Annotated in this window: 18 protein-coding genes; 7 read left to right on the top strand and 11 right to left on the bottom strand. The window is 69.7% G+C overall.

From position 1 onward, the window contains the following. Window positions 1-208: 208 nt before the first annotated feature. From FM051_RS14630 to FM051_RS14620, 3 genes are all read right to left on the bottom strand, one after another. Window positions 209-1,093 (bottom strand): hypothetical protein, encoded by an 885-nt coding sequence (locus FM051_RS14630; RefSeq protein WP_158843447.1) that lies wholly within the window; start codon window positions 1,091-1,093, stop codon window positions 209-211. Continuing rightward, window positions 1,090-1,686, bottom strand: a complete 597-nt coding sequence (locus FM051_RS14625; RefSeq protein WP_158843446.1) for an RNA polymerase sigma factor — start codon at window positions 1,684-1,686, stop codon at window positions 1,090-1,092. Before FM051_RS14625 ends, FM051_RS14630 begins: the two co-directional genes overlap by 4 nt. A 292-nt stretch (window positions 1,687-1,978) precedes the next feature. After that, window positions 1,979-2,935 (bottom strand): arabinan endo-1,5-alpha-L-arabinosidase, encoded by a 957-nt coding sequence (locus FM051_RS14620; protein WP_158843445.1) that lies wholly within the window; start codon window positions 2,933-2,935, stop codon window positions 1,979-1,981. A 231-nt stretch (window positions 2,936-3,166) separates the two neighbouring features. On the opposite strand from FM051_RS14620, the gene FM051_RS14615 reads away from it, so the two are divergent. Next, window positions 3,167-5,794 (top strand): glycoside hydrolase family 3 protein, encoded by a 2,628-nt coding sequence (locus tag FM051_RS14615; protein ID WP_420803600.1) that lies wholly within the window; start codon window positions 3,167-3,169, stop codon window positions 5,792-5,794. Between the two features lie 48 nt (window positions 5,795-5,842). Here FM051_RS14615 and FM051_RS14610 read toward each other — a convergent pair whose 3' ends face one another. Further along, complete coding sequence (locus tag FM051_RS14610) at window positions 5,843-6,739, bottom strand: EamA family transporter (RefSeq protein ID WP_158843444.1); 897 nt, start codon at window positions 6,737-6,739, stop codon at window positions 5,843-5,845. A 65-nt stretch (window positions 6,740-6,804) separates the two neighbouring features. On the opposite strand from FM051_RS14610, the gene FM051_RS14605 reads away from it, so the two are divergent. Together FM051_RS14605 and FM051_RS14600 are read left to right on the top strand one after the other, a co-directional pair. Next, window positions 6,805-7,296 (top strand): MarR family winged helix-turn-helix transcriptional regulator, encoded by a 492-nt coding sequence (locus FM051_RS14605; RefSeq protein WP_158843443.1) that lies wholly within the window; start codon window positions 6,805-6,807, stop codon window positions 7,294-7,296. Between the two features lie 349 nt (window positions 7,297-7,645). After that, window positions 7,646-7,999 (top strand): hypothetical protein, encoded by a 354-nt coding sequence (locus FM051_RS14600; protein ID WP_158843442.1) that lies wholly within the window; start codon window positions 7,646-7,648, stop codon window positions 7,997-7,999. Between the two features lie 303 nt (window positions 8,000-8,302). On the opposite strand, the gene FM051_RS14595 is transcribed toward FM051_RS14600, so the two are convergent. After that, on the bottom strand, window positions 8,303-9,322 hold the full coding sequence (locus tag FM051_RS14595) for an alpha/beta hydrolase (RefSeq protein ID WP_238412376.1): 1,020 nt from the start codon (window positions 9,320-9,322) through the stop codon (window positions 8,303-8,305). A 21-nt stretch (window positions 9,323-9,343) separates the two neighbouring features. Next, window positions 9,344-10,660, bottom strand: coding sequence for a cytochrome P450 (locus FM051_RS14590; RefSeq protein WP_158843441.1), 1,317 nt, complete (start codon window positions 10,658-10,660; stop codon window positions 9,344-9,346). 168 nt (window positions 10,661-10,828) lie between these two features. Here FM051_RS14590 and FM051_RS14585 point away from each other — a divergent pair, with 168 nt between their 5' ends. Further along, window positions 10,829-11,644, top strand: coding sequence for an SAM-dependent methyltransferase (locus FM051_RS14585; RefSeq protein ID WP_158843440.1), 816 nt, complete (start codon window positions 10,829-10,831; stop codon window positions 11,642-11,644). Between the two features lie 251 nt (window positions 11,645-11,895). Further along, window positions 11,896-13,908, top strand: a complete 2,013-nt coding sequence (locus tag FM051_RS14580) for a putative bifunctional diguanylate cyclase/phosphodiesterase (protein ID WP_238412375.1) — start codon at window positions 11,896-11,898, stop codon at window positions 13,906-13,908. Between the two features lie 24 nt (window positions 13,909-13,932). Here the strand turns inward: FM051_RS14580 and FM051_RS14575 are convergent, their stop codons facing one another. After that, entirely contained in the window at window positions 13,933-14,679 is a 747-nt protein-coding gene (locus FM051_RS14575) for a TetR/AcrR family transcriptional regulator (RefSeq protein WP_158843438.1), read from the bottom strand. Window positions 14,680-14,782: 103 nt separating this feature from the next. Between FM051_RS14575 and FM051_RS14570 the strand changes: the two genes are divergently transcribed. Continuing rightward, window positions 14,783-15,706 carry an ATP-binding cassette domain-containing protein gene (locus FM051_RS14570; RefSeq protein WP_158843437.1) on the top strand — a complete coding sequence of 308 codons (924 nt, stop codon included), beginning with the start codon at window positions 14,783-14,785 and terminating at the stop codon, window positions 15,704-15,706. Further along, the gene (locus FM051_RS14565) at window positions 15,703-16,461 is read left to right on the top strand and encodes an ABC transporter permease (RefSeq protein ID WP_158843436.1); all 759 of its coding nucleotides are present in this window, start codon (window positions 15,703-15,705) and stop codon (window positions 16,459-16,461) included. The genes FM051_RS14570 and FM051_RS14565 overlap by 4 nt, the downstream gene beginning before the upstream one ends. 97 nt (window positions 16,462-16,558) lie before the next feature. Here FM051_RS14565 and FM051_RS14560 read toward each other — a convergent pair whose 3' ends face one another. From FM051_RS14560 to FM051_RS14545, 4 genes are all read right to left on the bottom strand, one after another. Next, entirely contained in the window at window positions 16,559-16,753 is a 195-nt protein-coding gene (locus FM051_RS14560; RefSeq protein ID WP_158843435.1) for a hypothetical protein, read from the bottom strand. 90 nt (window positions 16,754-16,843) lie between these two features. After that, window positions 16,844-17,623: an ATP-binding cassette domain-containing protein gene (locus FM051_RS14555; RefSeq protein ID WP_158843434.1), complete on the bottom strand. Its 780-nt coding sequence runs from the start codon at window positions 17,621-17,623 to the stop codon at window positions 16,844-16,846. After that, complete coding sequence (locus FM051_RS14550) at window positions 17,620-18,654, bottom strand: ABC transporter permease (protein ID WP_158843433.1); 1,035 nt, start codon at window positions 18,652-18,654, stop codon at window positions 17,620-17,622. The genes FM051_RS14555 and FM051_RS14550 overlap by 4 nt, the downstream gene beginning before the upstream one ends. A 3-nt stretch (window positions 18,655-18,657) precedes the next feature. Further along, complete coding sequence (locus FM051_RS14545) at window positions 18,658-19,704, bottom strand: sugar ABC transporter substrate-binding protein (RefSeq protein WP_158843432.1); 1,047 nt, start codon at window positions 19,702-19,704, stop codon at window positions 18,658-18,660. Window positions 19,705-19,866: the final 162 nt, after the last annotated feature.

The following is a 19,866-nucleotide window of genomic DNA, read 5'->3' as shown; positions in this document are numbered from 1 at the left end:
AGAGCGCGACCGCCTCGGCCCGGAACTCCGGCGGGTAGTGCTTCATCACCATCTGAACGGGACTCCTGTCCACCCGGATCGTCAGGATCCAAGTGTGTCTGGTGTCCAACATCCAGGGTCAAGTCCCAGACGTTGCCGTACCGGGGGTGTGTCCCCGACCTGATGGCACACGTGAAGAGACACGTGAAGTGACACACCCCGGCCGGGCTCACTTCCGCCAGGACACCGCCGGCAAGCACGTCGTCTGCCGGCCCGCCTCCGGCTGTGCCCCGAAGATCTGGCCGTCGGGCATGACGTAGCAGTGGTCCCACCGGCTCGCCGCCGTGCCGAGCAGGTTGCCCTGCGCGTCGTACGCCCGGATGTCGGCCGACTCGTAGAAGTCCTCGGGGATCGAGTAGTCCGACGGCTGCATGATGCGGGCCACGAACGTGCCGTTGGCGATCGTCGCCTCCACCATCCGCCCGCGCAGGGCGAAGGTCACCTTGGCCACCTTCGCCGACACTCGGCCGTACGCCATGTCGTAACTCGCCAGACCCTCGTACTCGGGCTTGCCCCCGCCGGCGGACGCGCCGAGGTGGTCCACGGCGAACTCGCCTGGCATCCACTCGACCTGCCCGACCTGGCTGAACCCCGAGTTGTACGGCATTTTCGGCACGTCGAGCGTGCAGCCCAACGCCGTGTCGCCGGTGTAGAGCAACGCGAAGGTCCCGGCGGCGTCGGTGAGGTACTGGTGCAGCACGGCCTTGCCGGGAACGCCGGCGCTCTTCGGGCACCCGTCCTCGATCTGGGCGATCCGCTCCGGCGACAGGCCGGGGATGACCGGCTTCTCGGCGGGTGAGGCGGACGACGGGCTCACCGTCGTCGACTGCACCGCGCTACCCGACGCGGCGGGCCCCGCGCCACCCTGCTGCTGCCACGGCGCTACAACCGCGACCAAGGCGACGACGGCCGCCGCCGCGACCCCGGCGGTGATCAGCGGCGCGAACCGGACGGTGCGGCGGCGACCTCCGGTGACCTCCTGTTCGAGCCTCGCGCGGATCTGCGTGTGGCGGTGGGGTGGCAGATCGCGGGCCGGAGGGAGTGTGGTGTTCAACGGTCCTCCATGGTGAGCGCGGGGACGGAAACGACCGGTGATGCGCCGAACTTGCGGGTCAGCCGCGCTTTCGCCTTGCTGACCCTGGCCCGGACGCTCACCTCGGCGATGCCGAGCACGGCGGCGGCGTCGGCGTAGGACACGCCGGACCACACGCACAGCGCGAGCACTTCCCGCTCGTTGCGCGGCAGTTCCGCCACGGCGGCCAGCAACTGCGCCATCCGCCGCTGGTCGTCGACCCGTTCGGCCACTTGGTCGGCGTGGTCGGGGACCGAGGTCTCCACCGGCGCCTTGCGGAACAGCCGCAGCCGTCGCGCCACGGTGCGCCGGTCGCTGCGCACCACGTTCGTGGCCACGGCCAGCAGCCACGGCAGGGCCGAGTCGTGTTCCAGCCGCAGCCGGTCCCGCTTGCGCCAGGCCACCAGGAACGTGTTCTGGAGGTGGTCCTCGGCCGCGGCCCACGACGCGGTCAGCCGGAAGCAGTGGTTGTAGACCGCCTTGGCGTGCCGGTCGAACAGCACGCCGAAGGCGGGTCCACTGCCTGCCGCGGCCTGTGACCACAGGGTGCGGTCGTCAGGGTCATCGGTCGTCATGTTCCGTTGTGCCCGCCGGTGGAGGAAGTGTTGCCTGATCCGCTTGGCGGTGTTCACCAGTAGGGCCGCCGCCAGCAGGGCTGATCTCGTGGTCGAGACCTCCAGGAGAGCGATGAGAGCGCTCGCACCACACACCTGGCCACGTTGGCGACGGCCCGTCGAACCCGTCGACGCCCGCCGTGCGTCACGGGAACGTCAGGACCGGACTGGACCGGACTGGACCGGACGGGACCGGTCGGACCGGACGAGAACGGTCGCGACCGGGTGGGGCGACAGGGGTGCCCCCACCCGGTCAGTGCAGGTAGGGCCAACCGGCCGAGTCGTAGTCCAGCCAGTTGATGCCGAGCCGCGAGGCCCCGCTGTCGGTGTAGTAGTGGTAGGCCATGATGTCGCTGTCCGTGTCGGTGAACACGTCCTGGTGGCCGGGCCCGTGGATGCTGCCCTGTCCGGCCAGCACCTCCGTGCCGCCACCCGACGTCATCGCCCGCCCGGCGCGGTCGTAGTACGGCCCGGTGATGCTGCTCGACCGGCCCACCATCACCCGGTACGTGCTCGACGCACCACGGCAGCACAGGTCGAACGACACGAACAGGTAGTAGTACGAGCCGCGCTTGACGATCGTCGGCGCCTCGATCGCGCCGCCACCCCGCCCGGCGATGGACCGGATGGTGCTGTCGGAGCGCTTGCCGGTGCTCGGGTTGAGCTGCACCATCTTGATCCCGGACCAGAACGACCCGAAGCTCAGCCACCACCGGCCCTGGTCGTCGACGGACAGGTCCGGGTCGATGGCGTTGAAGTCGTCCGACGTCCGCGACTCGATGACCAGTCCCTGGTTCGTCCACGAGCCGGACGCGCCGGTCGTGCTGGTGGCCAGGAAGATCGCCGACCGGTTCGACCCGAACGTGGAGGCCGAGTAGTACATGTAGTACCGGCCGTTCAGGTACGACAGGTGCGGCGCCCACAGGTTGCGGCTGCCGCCGGTGTACGTGGTCGTCCACGGCGCGCCGCCGGGGAACGCCTGGCCCGCGTTGCGGAACGCGGTCCGGTCGGTCGACGTCTTCAGCGCGATGTTGTCGCCGGTGTGCGCCACCAGGTACGTGCCGCCGGGCGTCTTGACGAACGACGGGTCGTGCACGCTGGTGTCACCGGTCACCACGCCGGGGTACGGGTAGGCCATCGCTTCGCCGGTGAACGCGGTCGTGAGCAGCAAAGCGACCGCGAGTGCTTTCAGGAAATACCGCAGATTCATGATTCGCCTCCTTGCGAACACGATCTGGGAACGCTCCCAGTCGGACCGTAACGCACATGTTTCCGAACTGGCAAGCGCTTTCCAAAAAGGATCTTCGAGGGTTCACGCCTCTGAACAGGGCTTATGTGGAAGCGCTCTCACGGAACCCTTGACCACGACCCGGCGCGATCACCAGGATCGGGCGCGACAGAGCCGTCGCCCCTGCAGACGAACGGAACGCCGATGTCCCGCATGATGTCCCGCAGACACCTGAGCGCCGCGCTGGCCGCGGTGCTCGCCGCCGGTCTCATCACCGGAGCTGCCGCAGCCGGCGCCTCCCCGGACTCGACCGCACGCCAGCCGGTCATCGGCGAACCGCGCACCGAGCACGGCTGCGCCCGGATCGAGCGGAACCTCCCGGAACTGGCCGAGTGGCCGAAGGTCGAGAGCCGGGTCAAGTCCAACCCGGCCGACGAACGGCGGATCGCGAACATCCTCGCCGGCATGACGTTAGCCGAGAAGGTCGGCCAGATGACGCAGCCGGAGATCGGCGCGATCACCCCGGACGAGGTGCGCGACTACGGCATCGGCTCGGTGCTCAACGGCGGCGGCTCCTGGCCGGACCGCGACAAGCACGCCGCGCCCGAGGCGTGGCTGGCGCTGGCCGACGCGTACTGGGACGCGTCCAAGTCCAGCCGCACGAAGGTGCCCGCGATCTGGGGCATCGACGCCGTGCACGGCAACAACAACGTCTACGGCGCGACCGTCTTCCCGCACAACATCGGCCTCGGCGCGGCGCACGACCCGTGCCTGATCCGGGACATCGGCAAGGCGACCGCCGAGCAGATCCGCGCCACCGGCCAGGACTGGGCGTTCTCGCCGACGCTGGCCGTGCCGCTGGACGACCGGTGGGGCCGCACGTACGAGGGCTTCTCCGAGGACCCGCGGATCACCCGCGCCTACGGCTACGAGGCGGTCCGGGGTCTGCAGGGCGACGGCAAGCGGCGGGTCGGCGTGCTGGCCACCGCCAAGCACTTCATCGGTGACGGCGGCACGATCGGCGGCAAGGACCAGGGCGTCAACCCGTCGTCCGAAGCCGAGATGATCAACGTGCACGGCCAGGGCTACTACGGCGCTCTGGCGGCCGGCTCGCAGACCGTGATGGTGTCGTTCAACAGCTGGACCAACGAGGAACTGGGCATCACCGAGGGCAAGCTGCACGGCAGCAAGCTCGCGGTGAACGACATCCTCAAGGGCAAGATGGGCTTCGACGGCCTGGTGGTGTCGGACTGGAACGGCATCGGCCAGGTGGCGGGCTGCACCAACGCGAGCTGCCCGCAGGCGGTCAACGCGGGCATCGACGTGGTGATGGTGCCGAACGACTGGAAGGCGTTCATCGCCAACACGATCGCCCAGGTCGAGGGCGGCCAGATCCCGATGGCCCGCATCGACGACGCGGTCACCCGCATCCTGCGCGTCAAGCTCCGCTCGGGTGTGCTGGACGGCGTGAAGCCGTCGGAGCGCGCGCACGCCGGGTCGGCCGAGGCGTTGGAGGCCCGCAGGCTGGCCCGTGAGGCGGTGCGCGAGTCGCAGGTGCTGCTGAAGAACAACAACCGGGTGCTGCCGCTCAAGCCGCGGTCCAAGGTGCTGGTCGTCGGCAAGAGCGCGGACAGCATGCAGAACCAGACCGGCGGCTGGACGCTGAGCTGGCAGGGCACCGGCAACACCAACGCCGACTTCCCGACCGGCCAGACCATCCTCGGCGGGCTGAAGGAAGCGCTCGGTTCGGACAACGTGGTGTTCAGCGAGACCGGTGACGTCGACCCGGCCGGGTTCGACGCGGTGATCGCGGTGATCGGCGAGACCCCGTACGCGGAGGGCGTCGGCGACATCGGCAAGCGCTCGTTGGAGGCCGCGAAGCTGTACCCGAACGACCTGGCCGTGCTGGACAAGGTCAGCGGCAAGGGCGCGCCGGTCGTCACCGTGTACGTGTCCGGCCGTCCGCTGCACGTCAACAAGGAGCTGAACCGCTCGGACGCGTTCGTGGCGGCGTGGCTGCCGGGCACCGAGGGCGGCGGCGTGGCGGACCTGCTGGTCCGCGGCCGGCACACGTTCCCCGGTTTCACCGGCAAGCTGTCGTTCTCGTGGCCGCGCAGCGCCTGCCAGACCCCGTTGAACGCGGGCGCGGAGGGTTACGACCCGCTGTTCAAGCCGGGGTACGGCCTGCGGAGCTGGGAGACCGGCAACGTCGGCGTGCTCGACGAGACCTCGCCCGAGTTCGGCTGCTCCGGCAACGGCGGCGGTGGCACGGCGACCGAGGACCTGGAGATCCACAACCGGACGGACGTCGCGCCGTACAAGAGCTTCATCGGCTCACCGGACAACTGGGGCGGCACCGAGCTCGGCCCGGACGGCGAGGCGGCGCACAGCACGATCAACGTCGTGCCGGCGGACGTGAACGTGCAGGGTGACGCGATGAAGACGACCTGGACCGGCACCGGGCCGGGCCAGGTCTACCTGCAGGACCCGGTGGGCGGCAGCGATCTGCGCGGGTACCTCAACGCCAACGCGGCACTCGTGTTCGACGTGATCGTGCACCAGGCGCCGGCCGCGCGGACCGTGGTGAGCGCGCACTGCGTGTACCCGTGCTTCGCCGAGGTCAACGCGACCGGGGTGTTCAGCGGGTTGCCGACGGGCGTGAAGTCGACGGTGAAGATCCCGATCTCCTGCTTCGGCAACGGCGGGTTGGACCTGGAGAACGTCAACACGCCGTTCCTGGTCTACACCGAGGGCGCGTTCCAGGCGTCGTTCGCGAACGTGCGCTGGGTGCCGAAGGCGGCGGCCGATCCGGACGCCAAGACGTGCGCTGAACTGGGCTAACTGCCCGGCGCTAGCAAGGGTGCGGGCCCGGCCGGGCCCGCACCCTTGCTACCGAAGGCTCGGAACACGGTCATCCGCACGGCTTTCCCCCTCCTGGGCCGGTTCCCGTCGGGCGGGCTTCCGCTGTGCCACGACGAGCGCACCGAGCACGACGGCCGCGCCGAGCACCTGCGACGCGGACAGCCCCTGGTCGAGCACGAGCCACCCGACGAGCGTGGCGACGACCGGGCTGAGCAGGCCCAGGAACGTGACCTGAGTGGCGGGCAGCACCCGGATGCCGCGGAACCACAGGGCGTAGGCCAGGGCGCCGCCGATGATCCCGAGGTAGGCGTAGCCGCCGACGTTCGTCGCGGTGAGCGCGGGCGGCGGGCCTTCGACCACCAACGTCACCGGCAGCAGCACGATCCCGCCCGCCACGAGCTGCCACCCGGTGACGGCCAGCAGCGGCGCGGGGGAGGTCCAGCGCTTGCTCAGCACGACCCCGGCCGCCATCGCCACCGCGCCACCGAGCGCCGCCGCCACACCCACCGCGTCGAGCCGTGCGTCGGCCCGCAGCACCAGCAGCGCGACGCCGACGATGCCCGCGATCGCGGCGAGCGCCGTGCGCGTCGTCATCCGCTGCCCGAGCAGCAACGCCGCCAACCCGGCCACCACCAACGGCTGCACCGCGCCGACCGTCGCCGCGACGCCGCCCGGCAGCCGGTACGCGGCCAGGAACAGCAGCGGGAAGAACACCCCGATGTTGAGCGCGCCGAGCACCAGCGACCGCCACCACCAGTCGCCGCGCGGCAGCTGCCGCGTGATCGCGACCAGCAGCAACCCGGCCGGCAGGGCCCGCAGCAGACCGGCCGGCAGCGGCCGGTCCGGCGGCAGGAACTCGGTGGTGACGAAGTAGGTCGTGCCCCACACGGCGGGGGCGAGCGCGGTCACCAGTTTGCTTAGCACTAAGACAAACTAACTCACCGCTAAGCTACCTCGGGCGTGACTTACCTCACCGCTAAGCTAGTTCGATGGCAGATCACGTCGACCGGGTCCTCGGCCAGTGGCACGCGCAGCGCCCCGACCTCGACGTCTCCCCGATGGCGGTGATCGGCAGGCTCAACCGCCTGGCCCGCCTGGTGGAAGGCGAGCTGCGCAAGACCTTCGCCGAGCACGAACTGGACACCGCCTCGTTCGACGTCCTGGCCACCCTGCGCCGCAGCGAGCCGCCGCACCGGCTGACCCCGACCGAGCTGATGCGCGCCTCGATGGTCACGTCCGGCGCGATCACGCAACGGCTGGACCGCCTCGAAGCGCGCGGCCTCGTCGTCCGGAGCCCGAACGAGCACGACGGGCGAGGCGTGGTCGTCTCGCTCACGGACGCCGGTCGCGATCTGATCGACCGCACCCTGCCCGATCACCTCGCCACGGAAAACCGGCTGCTCGACGCGTTGAGCAAGACGGAGCGGGCGGCGTTGGCCGACACCCTCAAGCAGCTGCTGGAGTCGTTGGGCGACGGGTGAGCCGGGCCACTTGAGACGGGTGCCCGCTGCGCCAAGCCGTTGGTGGTGACGAACCGGATCACGTTGGCGGCGGAGAACGGCGGCAAGGTCGTCACGATCCCGTTCGCGGACTGGCGTCCGGCGCCTTGGGGCACCGGCAACGCGAACCGGCGGATCACGCGGGAGGACCAAGAACCTGTCCCAGTTCAACATCTTCGTCAACCAGGTCGAGGGCAACCCCGTGATGAGCGGGAGCTTCCACCTCGACGACATCCGGGCGGGCTGGTCGTGGACGGTTCCATTCGGCCGATTGTCACGACCTCCGTGATCGGTTTGGCTTGGGTCAAGCGATCCAAGGGGGACACTCGTGATGCGACGACGACATTTCGCGCTGGTGGGCGCGTTCCTGTTCACCGCGGCCCTGGCCACCGCCGCACCGGCCTCGGCCGACCCCAGCCCGCACTGCCAGGAGGGCGGTTACTGCCTGTTCTCCGGGGTGGAGTTCGGCGGCACCAAGGCGGTCCTGCCGGCGAACTACAACAGCTGCCGTCCGGTCAGCAGCCTGGGCTTCGCGACGGCCCGTTCCGCGGCCCGCGGCTTCGGTGACGACGCCGCCCTGGAGCTGTACTCCGACACCACCTGCACCACCCACGTGGCCACCGTCTTCGACGACGTGCCGACCACGTCCGCCAACTCCTACCGCCTGATCCGAATCCCGACCTGACCCGAGAGTCGAACCTCCAGACCCCGTGTGTCCTACGTTCGCGCTACGTGTGTCCTACGTTCAGGACCCCCGAATTCAACACTCAGGTGCCGCCGAACGTGGGGCTCGCATGTCCTGAGCGTTGAATTCACCCCTCCTGAACGTAGGACACACCCCTCCTGAACGTAGGACACACGCGTTCTGAACGTAGGACACACGGGGGCTGAGTGTTCGACTCTCGGGGGCTGGGGGTTCGACTCTCCGGGTGAGCTGGGGTGGAGGTGGCAGGCGCCGGCGGCCGTTCCTGCTCGGCCGGGTGAACGCCTAGATCCCGCGCGCCCACGCCACCACGGCACGGTGGTAGTCGGGCGCGTTGGGCGCGTAGTTGATCGAGTGCCCGTACCCGTCCAGCAGGTACGTGTGCAGCCGCGCCGAGTCGGAGAAGTACGGCGCCTCCGAAGCCCGCAACGCCTCCGCCGACGTGCAGTCACTGCCCAGCGGCTGCCCGCAGAAGTGGGTGTCGCCGGCGCCGACCACGACCATCACCGGCATGTCGATCAGCCGGGTGAACGGCATGACCACGTTGTTCAACGTGACCGTGTCCACCGCCTCCGACGCCGCGAACACGTCCTTGGTGGCCTCGTCGAGCCCGATCGCGCCGGGCACCTCGGGACCGGGCGAGTGGAAAGCCCCGTAACGGGCGCCGGCGGCCGTCGTCAGGTAACCCAGGTCCAACCCGTACCCGGGCAGCTGCGGGTCGAGCGCCGCCGGGACCATGCGCGCCAGCACCGGGACCACGGTGACGACGTTCATCCGGTGTGTGAAACCGGTGACCAGCACGCCGTCCACGTCCTGGTACGTCCCGGCCTCGATCAGCGCCATGGCCGACCCGATCGAGTGGCCGGCCACGATCACCTTCTCGAACCGGGGCCGGACCGCCCGGATCACCTGGTGCACCGCGTGGGCCTGGGTGGTCGCCGTCACCAGCGCGCTCACCGGCCGTGAGCTGCCGCCGGTGCCGAGCCGGTCGACGGCGAGCGTGGCGATACCGGCCCGGTTCATGGCCTGCCGGTAGGACCGGGTGTCCGGCGCGTAGGAGATGTCCCAGTACGAGCTGTTGTACGTGCCGCCGGGGATCAGCACCTGCACCGTGGACGCGCCGGCAGGCGTGCACAGCGTGCCGCGCATGGACTGCGGCGTGCCGAGCACCGTCACCGGCACGCGCAGCTGCTCACACGTGACGGGCGCGGCGCTCGCCGGCGCGGGCACCAGGACCGCTCCCGCGGTGAGCAGCGCCACGGCGAGCGACTTCGTGGCTGTGGACCGGAAACGCGACCAACGCACGACTGAACAACCTCCACGATGTCAACGGGGGACCGCCGTCATCAGCAGACCGCTGGGATAGGCGGTGGATGTGAACTTGGTGCGCACGGGCTTGCCGGGCACCGGGACGAGCCGCCACTTGGAGAGCACGGTGGCGAGGGCGATCACGATCTCGGTCTGGGCGAACACGTTGCCAACGCACTGGCGCGCGCCCGCCGCGAACGGGATGAAGGCGCCGCGCGGCACCTCGGCGGAGGCGGAGAGCCACCGGTCGGGGTCGAACCGGTGCGGCTCGGGGAAGGACGCCGGGTCGTGGTGCAGGGCGTGCGGACTCACGATGACCTCGGCGCCCACGGGTAACTCGACCCCGCCGAGGTCGACCGGCGCGGTGGCCCGGCGCATGAGGATCCACAGCGGGTACATCCGCAGCACCTCGTTGACCACGGCCGCGGTGTACGTCAGCCGCGGCACGTCGGCGAAGGTGACCGGGCGGTCGCCCACCACCTCGTCGATCTCGGCGACCAGCCGGTCCTCGACCTCCGGGTGCCGGGAGACCTCGTGGAACGACCAGGCCAGCGCCAGCGCCGTGGTCTCGATGCCCGCGGTGAGCAGGGTCAGCACCTCGTCGTAGGTCTGCTGGTCGGTCATCCCGTCGCCGGACTCGTCCTGCGCCAGCAGCAGCATCGACAGCAGGTCGCCGTGGTCGCGCCCGCCGTCGGCACGCCTGCTCGCGATGACCTCCAGCACGAGCGCGTGCATCCGCGCGACGGCCCGGTCGAACTCGCGGTTGCCGGGCAGCGGCAGCTTCTCCACGAACGAAGGGGATAACGCGCGCACCATGCCCTGCTTGATCACGACGAAGACGGACCGCCGCACCTCGTCGATCACCCGCTGCCCGAGTTCGGTGGAGAACAACGCCTCGCCGACGATCGTGACCGCCAGGCCCTGCATGTCGTCCTCGACCACCCGCACCTCGCCGGGCGTCCACGACGAGGTCAGCGCGGTGGCGGCGCGCACCATGACCTCGGCGTAGCGGGCGATGCGGTCGCGGTGGAACGCGGGCTGGATCATCCGGCGCTGCCGCAGGTGGAACGGGCCGTCGGAGAGCACCAACCCATTGCCCAGATACGGTCGGAACTTGTCGAACATCGCACCTTTGCGGAAACGCGCGCCGTCCGTGACCAGGACTTGGTGCACAAGTTGAGGAGTGGTCACAAAAAAGGTCGACAACGGGCCCAGGTCGACCCTCACCACATCACCGTGATCCCGCAGTGATGAGGTGAACTCGTGCCGCCGGCGCACCATCTCCACGGTGTGCCCGAGGAATGGCAGGCGTCCAGGCGCCACCGGGACACCCATGTCCACTCCTGTCGGCTGCCGAAAGGGACGGCTCACAATAGGACCCGTTCGGTGGAGGGTGACAGTGCCCGTTCGGGTGGGTTGGTGTCACACTGATGGCTCAACAGACGTTGGTTCCGCCCACCCGGTACTCTCGTCGCCCCGCGACGTGAAGAGGTGTCCACAGGTATGACGCAAAGCGAATGGATTCCATCCGGCGTGGACATTTCCGTGCCGAGTGTGGCCCGGACGTACGACTACATGCTCGGCGGCGCCCACAACTTCGCGGTCGACCGCGCGCTCGGCGAGCAGATCGAGGCCGCCATGCCCGGCCTGCGCAACTCGGCCCGCGTCAACCGGGCGTTCCTCGGCCGCGTCGTGCGGTTCATGGTGGACCAGGGCGTGCGGCAGTTCCTCGACATCGGCTCCGGCATCCCGACCGTCGGCAACGTGCACGAGGTCGCCCAGGCGGAGGCGCCGGAGTGCCGCGTGCTCTACGTCGACCGCGACCCGGTCGCCGTGGCGCACAGCGAGTTGATGCTGGTGGGGAACGACCGCGCGGCCGTCGTGCAGGCCGACATGCGGGAGCCCGAGACCATCCTGGGCGGCGCCGAGGCGCGTCGACTGCTGGACTTCGATCAGCCGATCGGGTTGCTCATGCTGCTGATGCTGCACTGGGTGCCGGACTCGGCCGACCCGCGCGGCCTGGTCGCCCGGTACCGCGACGCGCTGGCACCCGGCAGCTACCTGGCGATCACCCACGCGACCGCGGACAACCAGAGCGAGAGCCTGACCGACGCGACCGACCTGATCAAGCGGAGCAACAGCCCCGATCAGGTGAACCTGCGCACCCACGCCGAGGTGACGGAGTTGTTCGACGGATTCGAACTGGTCGAGCCCGGCCTGGTCGGCTGTGGCGAATGGCGACCGGGCGGACCCGGCGACATCGCCTCCCAGCCCGACATGAACATGCTGGTCTACGCGGGTGTCGGCCGAAAGCTCTGAATTGCCTGACGGAAGGTCACTGCGAGTGTTTCTGGTTCACACTTCCGGTCGAACCTGGACCAGTGGGGGGTGGGTAAACTGCCGCGAATCCCCTATATCACAGCAGGGCAACGGGAATGCCGATCCCAAGTCGTAGACCAGAGGCCACGTCATCACCTGAACGTGGCCGTGATCTCCTCGCTCGAAAGTGGTCGTACCTGCTCAGCGGAGTCGTAGTCGTCCCGCTGAGCAGGGACGACCTCGACCGCGAAATGCGCGAACGCCTGGACGAGTTGTGCTCGGCGGTGCACGCCGCGGCGTCCGCTGTGCCGTCCGACGGGTCGTCTCCCGAGACTTCTCCCGGGTCGCCTCCGGGTCGGCCGGCCGAGCAGATCGGCCAACGCCTCGTCGGGCTCGGGTACGTCGTGGAGGACGGCTTGCGCGTCACCCTCGACGTGCTCGGGAAGGGACTGCTCGCGCTGCCGGAGTTCCAGCCCGTCGACCGCTACGCCCAGCCGATCATGACCGTGCTCGGCTCGTTGTCGTCCGGGTTCCTGGCGGCGAGCAGGCGTGCGGTGTTCGAGCAGCAGGAGTCCATGCAGCTGTCGCTGCTCAAGGCGGTCCGCGACGCGCAGTGGAACCTGAAGGAGAGCGAGGCGCGGTTCGAGGAGGTCGCGACGTCGTCCGCCAGCGGGATCCTGGTGGTCGACCTGGCCGGGCGGCTGACGAGGGCCAACGCGGCGATAGGGGACATCCTCGGCTACACCACCGAGGAGCTGACCGGCTTCTCCCTGTTCGACCTCGTGCACCCGGACTCCGTCAAGGTGCTCGGCGAGGCGCTGCGGGCGTTGGTCGACGGCAGGCAGGAACGCGTCCGGCAACCGCAGCGGTTGCTGCGCAAGGACGGCGACGTCGCGCGGATCTCGTTGACGGTGTCGTTGATGCGCGGTGCGGACGACCAGCCGAGTCACTTCGTCGCCGTGATCGAGGACGGCACCGAGCTGATGCTGCTGCAGTCCGAGCTGAACCGGCAGGCGCTGCACGACGTGTCGACCGGGTTGCCGAACCGGCAGTACTTCACCACGTACCTGGAGAGCGCGTTGCGGCGGGCGGACCCGGTGCGCGGCGTGACGCTGTTCCACCTCGACATCGACGCGTTCGGCATGGTGTGCAACAGCCTCGGCCGGCGGACCGGGCAACGGCTGCTGGTGCACGTGGCGCAGCGGTTGAAGGCCGTGATGGCGCGCGAGAAGGCGATGATCGCCCGGTTCGACGGCGACGAGTTCGCGATCCTGGTCGAGAACACGGCCACCACGCCGGACGTCGGCACCACCGTCGCCGAGATCAACCGGGAGCTGTCGGAGCCGGTGTACCTCGACGATCACGGGCTGGCCCCGCTGGTCAGCGTGGGTGTGGTGCGCCGCCCGCCGGCGGACTGGGACCCGGCGAACGTGATGCGCGCGGCGGAACAGGCGTTGCGGCGGGCGAAGTCGGGTCGTCGCGGGCAGTGGGAGCTGTTCCACCCGGAGCAGGACGCGGCCGAGCGGCGGGTGGACGCGCTCGCCGTCGCGATGCCAGGGGCGTGGGAGCAGGGCGAGATCGGCGTGCGCTACCGGCCGGTGGTGGAGCTGGCCGGGCGTGCGCTGGTGGGTGTGGCGGCGGTGCTGCACTGGGACCGCGGTGAGGACGCGCTGGACCACGGGACGTGCACGGCGTTGGCGGAGCGGACCGGCTTGATCCTGTCGTTGGGCGAGTGGCAGTTGGCGACGGCGTGCGGTCAGGTGGGGTGGTGGGGCCAGAGCGCCGGCTTCACCGCGCCGTTGCACATCGGCCTGACCAGGCACCAGTCGTGCGACGGCGATCTGGTCCGCCGGGTGCGGCGGGTGTTGGGCGACACGGGGTTGGCGGCGTCGCGGTTGACGATCGGGATGCCGGTGGGCGTGCTGGCGGAGTCCGACGCGGTGGACAACCTGACCGTGTTGGCCGAGCTGGGCGTCGGGACGTCGTTGGACGACTTCGGCCTGGGGCCGGACGACCTGGCCGTCGCGTCGGAGCTGCCGATCAGGTCGGTGCGGGTGGCGCGGCGGTTGGTCGAGCGGCAGGCGCGCGGCGAGGCGGAGTTCCTGGCGGGCCTGGTGCCGTTGGTGCGGCGGGCCGGTGCCCAGGTGCTGGTGGACGGGTTGGCGTCGGAGGAGCAGGCCGAGTGGTGGCGCGCGGCGGGTGCGGTCGCCGGCACGGGTGCTCTCTTCGGCAGTCCGGTACCGGCCGGCGAGTTCCCGACGTGACCGCCTGACCGGCTGACCGGCTGATCAGCTCCGGCGGGCCAGGTAGGCGGCCACGCCGTCCAGGTAGAAGTTCAGGGTCAACGCGAAGTCGGCCTCCACGTCGCTCTCCTCGTACAGGCTGTCGTAGTCGAACACGCCCGCCGCCACCACCCGGCCCAGCGCGGGCATCAGGCGGGGGTCGACCAGCTGCTTCAACGCCCGCGAGTACGACCGCCCGAACGCCTCCGGGTTCTCCCGAAAGCCCGCCATCAGCTGCACGCTCATCCGCAGGTTGCCTTGCACGAACGTGTTCAGGCCCATCACGATGCCGATCTTCTCGGCCTCCTGCAGCGGCGTGTCGGCGAGCGTGCCCAACGCGCAGTCGAGCCACGCCAGGTTGCCCGGCCCGGACGGCGGCCCGTGCATCGGGATCTGCGCCATCCACGGGTGCCGCGACAGCACGCGACGCACGCTGTGCGTCCACAACGTGAGCCCGGCCCGCCAGCCGCTGTCCGGCGGTATCTCCGGTGGTACCTCCACCGCCGCGTCGGACATCAGCTGGAACAGTTCGTCCTTGCTCTTCACGTGCCGGTAGAGCGCCATCGTCGAGTTGCCGAGCTGCTTCGCCACCCGCGCCATCGACACCGCCCCGAGCCCCTCGGCGTCGGCGACCTCGATCGCCGCCCGGGTGATGTCGGTGATCGTCAAGGACGGTTTGCGGCCACGTCGCGGCATCTCGCGCAGGCCCCAGAGCAGGGCGATTTCGGCCGGTAGGCCGTTCTCGTCGGACATCCTCACCCTCTCGTCACCAACCCCGTCCAGTCTAGGGCTTCCGCCGAAAACTGCGTGTCAGGTACGCTAATTAGCGTACGTTGGTAAACAAAAGGGGGCAGTGGTGATCGTCGAGGCAACAGGCCTGCGCAAGGCGTACGGCTCGACCGCGGTGCTGGACGGGATGGACCTGGAGGTCGCCGAGGGGTCGGTCTTCGCGTTGCTCGGTCCCAACGGCGCGGGCAAGACGACCGTGGTCCGCATCCTCTCCACGCTGACCCGGCCGGACGGCGGCGAGCTGCGGGTGGCCGGGTTCGACGTGGTGCGCGAACCGGCGAAGGTGCGCGGCGTGATCAGCCTGACCGGCCAGTACGCCGCCGTGGACGACGAGCAGACCGGCCGGGAGAACCTGGTCATGGTCGGCAGGCTCATGCACCTCGGCCGGTCCGGGGCCAAAGCCCGCGCCGCCGAACTGCTGGAGCGGTTCGACCTGGTCGACGCCGCCGACCGCCGCGTCAAGACCTACTCCGGCGGTATGCGGCGCAGGCTGGACCTGGGGATGAGCCTCGTCGCGGCACCGAGGGTGATCTTCCTGGACGAGCCGACCACCGGCCTCGACCCGGCCAGCCGCACGACGATGTGGGACGCCATCCGCGACCTGGTCCGCACCGGTACCACGATCTTCCTCACCACCCAGTACCTGGAGGAGGCCGACCGCCTCGCGGACCGGATCATGGTGCTGGGCAAGGGGAAGGTCGCCGCCCACGGCACCGCGGACGACCTCAAGGCCAGGGTCGGCGGCGAGCGCCTGGACCTCCGGTTCGCCTCCGCCGCGGACCTCGACGTCGCGGCCACCCGGCTCGGTGGCTTCACCGACCGTGAACGGCTCGTGCTCAGCGTCCCGTCCGACGGCACCGCCGCGCACGTGCACTCCGTGCTGGACGACCTGCGCGCCGCCGCCGTCGTCCCCGCCCGGGTCTCCTCGCACCGCCCGACCCTCGACGACGTCTTCCTCGCCCTGACCGCCCGTGAAGGAGTGCCCGCATGAGCTACGCGATCAGCGACTCGATGACCATGATCGGCCGCAGCATCCGGCTCGGCAGGCGCAAGGTCGACACGTTGATCATGTCCGTCGTCCTGCCACTGCTGATGATGACCCTGTTCGTCTACGTCTTCGGCGGCGCGATCGACACCGGCACCGAGTACATCAACTACGTGGTGCCCGGCATCATCCTGCTGTGCACCGGCTACGGCGCCGCGTCCACCGCGATGTCCGTCGCGGACGACATGAACAGCGGCATGATCGACCGGCTGCGCTCCATGCCGATCCGCAGCTTCGCCGTGCTGACGGGCCACGTGACGGCCAGCGTCGTCCGCAACGCCCTGTCCACCACGATCGTCGTCGGCGCGGCGATCGCCATGGGCTTCCGCCCGTCGGCCTCGTTGGTGGAGGGGGTCGCCGCGGCCGGGCTGCTGCTGCTCTACGTGCTGGCGCTGTCGTGGCTCGCGGCGGGTCTCGGCGCGATCGCGAGGTCGGTCGAGTCGGCCAGCGCGTTGAGCTTCTTCATGCTGTTCATGCCGTACTTGAGCAGCGCGTTCGTGCCGCCGGACACCATGCCGTCGTTCCTCCGGGGCATCAGCAGGCACCAACCGATCACGCCGGTCATCGAGACCGTGCGCGGCTTGTTGACCGGAACGCCGATCGTCGACCAGGGCTGGATCGCGCTCGCCTGGTCGGTCGGGCTGCTGATCGCGTCGTTCGTCCTGGCCACCGCCCTCTACCGGCGACGGATCAGCGACTGAGCCCACTCCTGCACCAGGTCGCCGCGTCCCGGCGCGACCGCTGGATCTCCAACCGCCACCAACCGGAAGATCGAAGAGGCACTGGCCGCATAGCGCGTCACCTGGTTCCCGCCGCGTCGTGACCGGCACGGAGAGCCCGGAGGAACCAGTCGAACGCGGGCGCCGGGCTGTCCGGCGCCCGCCACCCGTTGACCACCGCGAGCAGCCGGAGGTACCGCTCCCGGCGGGGATCGTTCGCGGTCTCCAACGACTCCGCCAACCGTTCGACGGTGACGTGCGGGATCCGTGCCATCACCGCCGCGACGCGTCGCCGTCCATGCCCTCCACCCTTGCGCCTCCCCTTACGGGAGACTCAAGCGGCCAGGAGACCCAAGCGGCACGTTCAGGTGAGCTTGGCCTCCTCGGGCGGTTCCATCGCGCCGGTCATGATCGCGACGGCGTCCGACATCGAGACGAACTTCGGGTCCACGACCGCCTTCCGCCGACCCAGCCGCTGGATGTGGATGCGGTCGGCCACCTCGAACACGTGCGGCATGTTGTGGCTGATCAGGATCACCGGCAGACCCCGTTCCCGCACCTGGAGCACCAGGTCGAGCACGGCACGCGACTCGCGAACGCCCAACGCCGCCGTCGGCTCGTCCATGATCACCACCCGGCTGCCGAACGCGGCGGCACGGGCAACCGCGACCGCCTGCCGCTGCCCGCCGGACAGCGTCTCCACCGCCTGGCCGGGGTTCTGGATCGTCATGATCCCCAGCGCGTCGAGCTGCCGACGTGCCTCCTCGCGCATGCCGTTGCGGTCGAGCATCCGGAACACCGTGCCGAGCACGCCCTTGCGGCGGCGCTCGCGGCCGAGGAACAGGTTGCTCGCGATGTCCAGCGACGGCGAGACGGCCAGGCTCTGGTGCACCGTCTCGATACCGGCGTCACGCGCGTCGATCGGCGTCGAGAACGACACCGGGTTGCCGTCCACCAGGATCTCGCCCTCGTCCGGCACGACCGCGCCCGACAACGCCTTGATCAGCGTGGACTTCCCGGCGCCGTTGTCGCCGATGACGGCCAGGATCTCGCCCGGCAGCAACTCCAGGTCGGAACCGCCCAGCGCGGTCACCTTCCCGTAGCGCTTGACCAGCCCGCGGGCCTGGAGCACCGGCGTGGTCATGGCTTCACCTTCCGAATCCACTGGTCGAGCGACACCGCGACGATGATCAGGATGCCGACGGCCATCGTCTGCCACAGCACGTCCACCCCGGCCAGCGCCAGGCCGTTGCGGAACACGCCGACGATCAGCGCGCCCAGCAGCGAGCCGACGATCGCGCCGCGACCGCCGAACAGGCTCGTGCCGCCGATGACGACCGCCGTGATCGAGTCGAGGTTGTCCATCTGCCCGGCCTGCGGGCTGGCCGACGCGATCCGGCCGATCAGGATCCACGCGCTCAACGCGTACACCGCACCCGCCGTCGCGTAGACGCTCAGCAGCACCCGACCGGTGCGGATGCCGGACAGGCGGGACGCCTCCGCGTCGTCACCGGTCGAGTAGACGTGCCGTCCCCACGCGGTGTTCTTCAGCACGAACGCCATCACGGCGACCAGCACCACCATCATGATCGACCCGTAGGTGATGCGGGTCCCGCCGATCGTGAACGTCTCGCCCGTCCACAGCAGCAGCGACGGCATCTCCGTGCCGCGGATCGTGGCGCTCTCCGAGTACCAGAGGTTCAGCGCGAAGAACACGTTCAACGTGCCCAGGGTGACGATGAACGGTGGCAGCCGCAGCCGCGTGATCAGCATTCCGTTGATCAGCCCGCAGGCGGTGCCGACGAGGAAGCCCAGCAGCAGCGCGGGCAGGCCCGGCAGGCCGGTCTCCGCCGCGACCTTCGCCATCACGATCGACGTGAGCACCATGATCGCGCCGCACGACAGGTCGATACCGGCGGTGAGGATGATGATGGTCTGGCCGACGGCGAGCGTGCCGACGACCGCGACCTGTTGCAGGATCAGGGAGATGTTGCCCGGCTGGAGGAACCGGTCCGACATCAGGGCGAACACGACGATCGAGACCAGCAGCACCACCGCGGGCCCGATGGTGGCCTGTGCGTGCAGCAGGTGCTGGATCCGGGTCAGCGGCGATTGGCGGACGTGCTCCCCGCCGAGCGGGCTCGGCTCGGGTTTTTTGGACACCGTGGTCGACATGTCTCAGCCCCAGCAGTTCTCGAGACCCCAGGCGGAGTCCTTGGAATCCACCCCGTCGGCCGGCTGGTCGGTGATCAGGGTGACGCCGGTGTCGACGAAGTCCTTGCCGGGGGTGGCCTGCGGCTTCGTGCCGTCCTGGGCGAACTTCGCGATGGCCTCGACACCGAGCTGGGCCATCTTCAACGGGTACTGCTGCGAGGTCGCGCCGATGATGCCGCTCTTGACGTTCTCCACGCCGGGGCAGCCGCCGTCGACCGAGACGATGACGACGTCCTTCTCCTTGCCCGCCGCCTTCAACGCCTCGTAGGCGCCCGCCGCGGCCGGCTCGTTGATCGTGTAGACGAGGTTGATGCCGGCGTCCTTCTGGAGCAGGTTCTCCATCGCCGTCCGGCCGCCCTCGGGGGCGCCGTCGGTGACGTCGTGGCCGACGATCCGAGGATCGCTCTCGTCACCGATCTTGTTCTTGTCCGCCACGTCGATGCCGAAGCCCTCCAGGAAGCCCTGGTCGCGCTGCACGTCGACGGACACCTGGTTCGGGTTGAGGTCGAGCATGGCGATCTTCGCCTGCTTGCCCTCCGCGGTGAACTTCGCCTTCGCCCACTGCCCGATCAGCAGCCCGGCCTGGTAGTTGTCGGTGGCGAAGGTCGCGTCGGCGGCGTCCGCCGGCTCCAGCTGGGTGTCCAGCGCGATGACCAGCAGACCGGCCTGGCGGGCCTTGTCCACCGAAGGCACGATCGCCTTCGAGTCGTTGGGCGTGATCAGGATGCCCTTCGCGCCCGCGCCGATCAGGTTCTCGATCGCGTCGACCTGCGACTGGTTGTCGCCGTCCTGCTTGCCGGCGAACGACTGGACCCTGGCGCCGGACGTGCCGGCGGCCTGCTGTGCGCCTTCCTTCATCTTCACGAAGAACGGGTTCGTGTCGGTCTTGGTGACCAGGCCGACGAGCACGCCGTCGCCATCCTGTGCCGCGTTGTCGCCGCCACAGGCCGACAACGCCAACAGGGGGACCACCGCCAAGGACGCCACCGCGGTGAGCTTCCGCTTCGACACGCTTCCTCCTGAGTCAACGTTGACGTAGTGCGCCGGGGGGCGCGGATCCGGCCGTTCGGGCCTGATCTCGGTGATGTTCGGGCAGTAACACTGGGCTTACGCGCCCAGTCGGATCGAACGGCGGAACCTCGGGGATTCCGTTAAGTCATCGTTGACGCTAGC

It is taken from the genome of Saccharothrix deserti (assembly GCF_009769385.1).
Taxonomy (GTDB): Bacteria; Actinomycetota; Actinomycetes; order Mycobacteriales; family Pseudonocardiaceae; genus Actinosynnema; species Actinosynnema deserti.
This window is presented reverse-complemented; position numbering and strand designations above follow the sequence as displayed.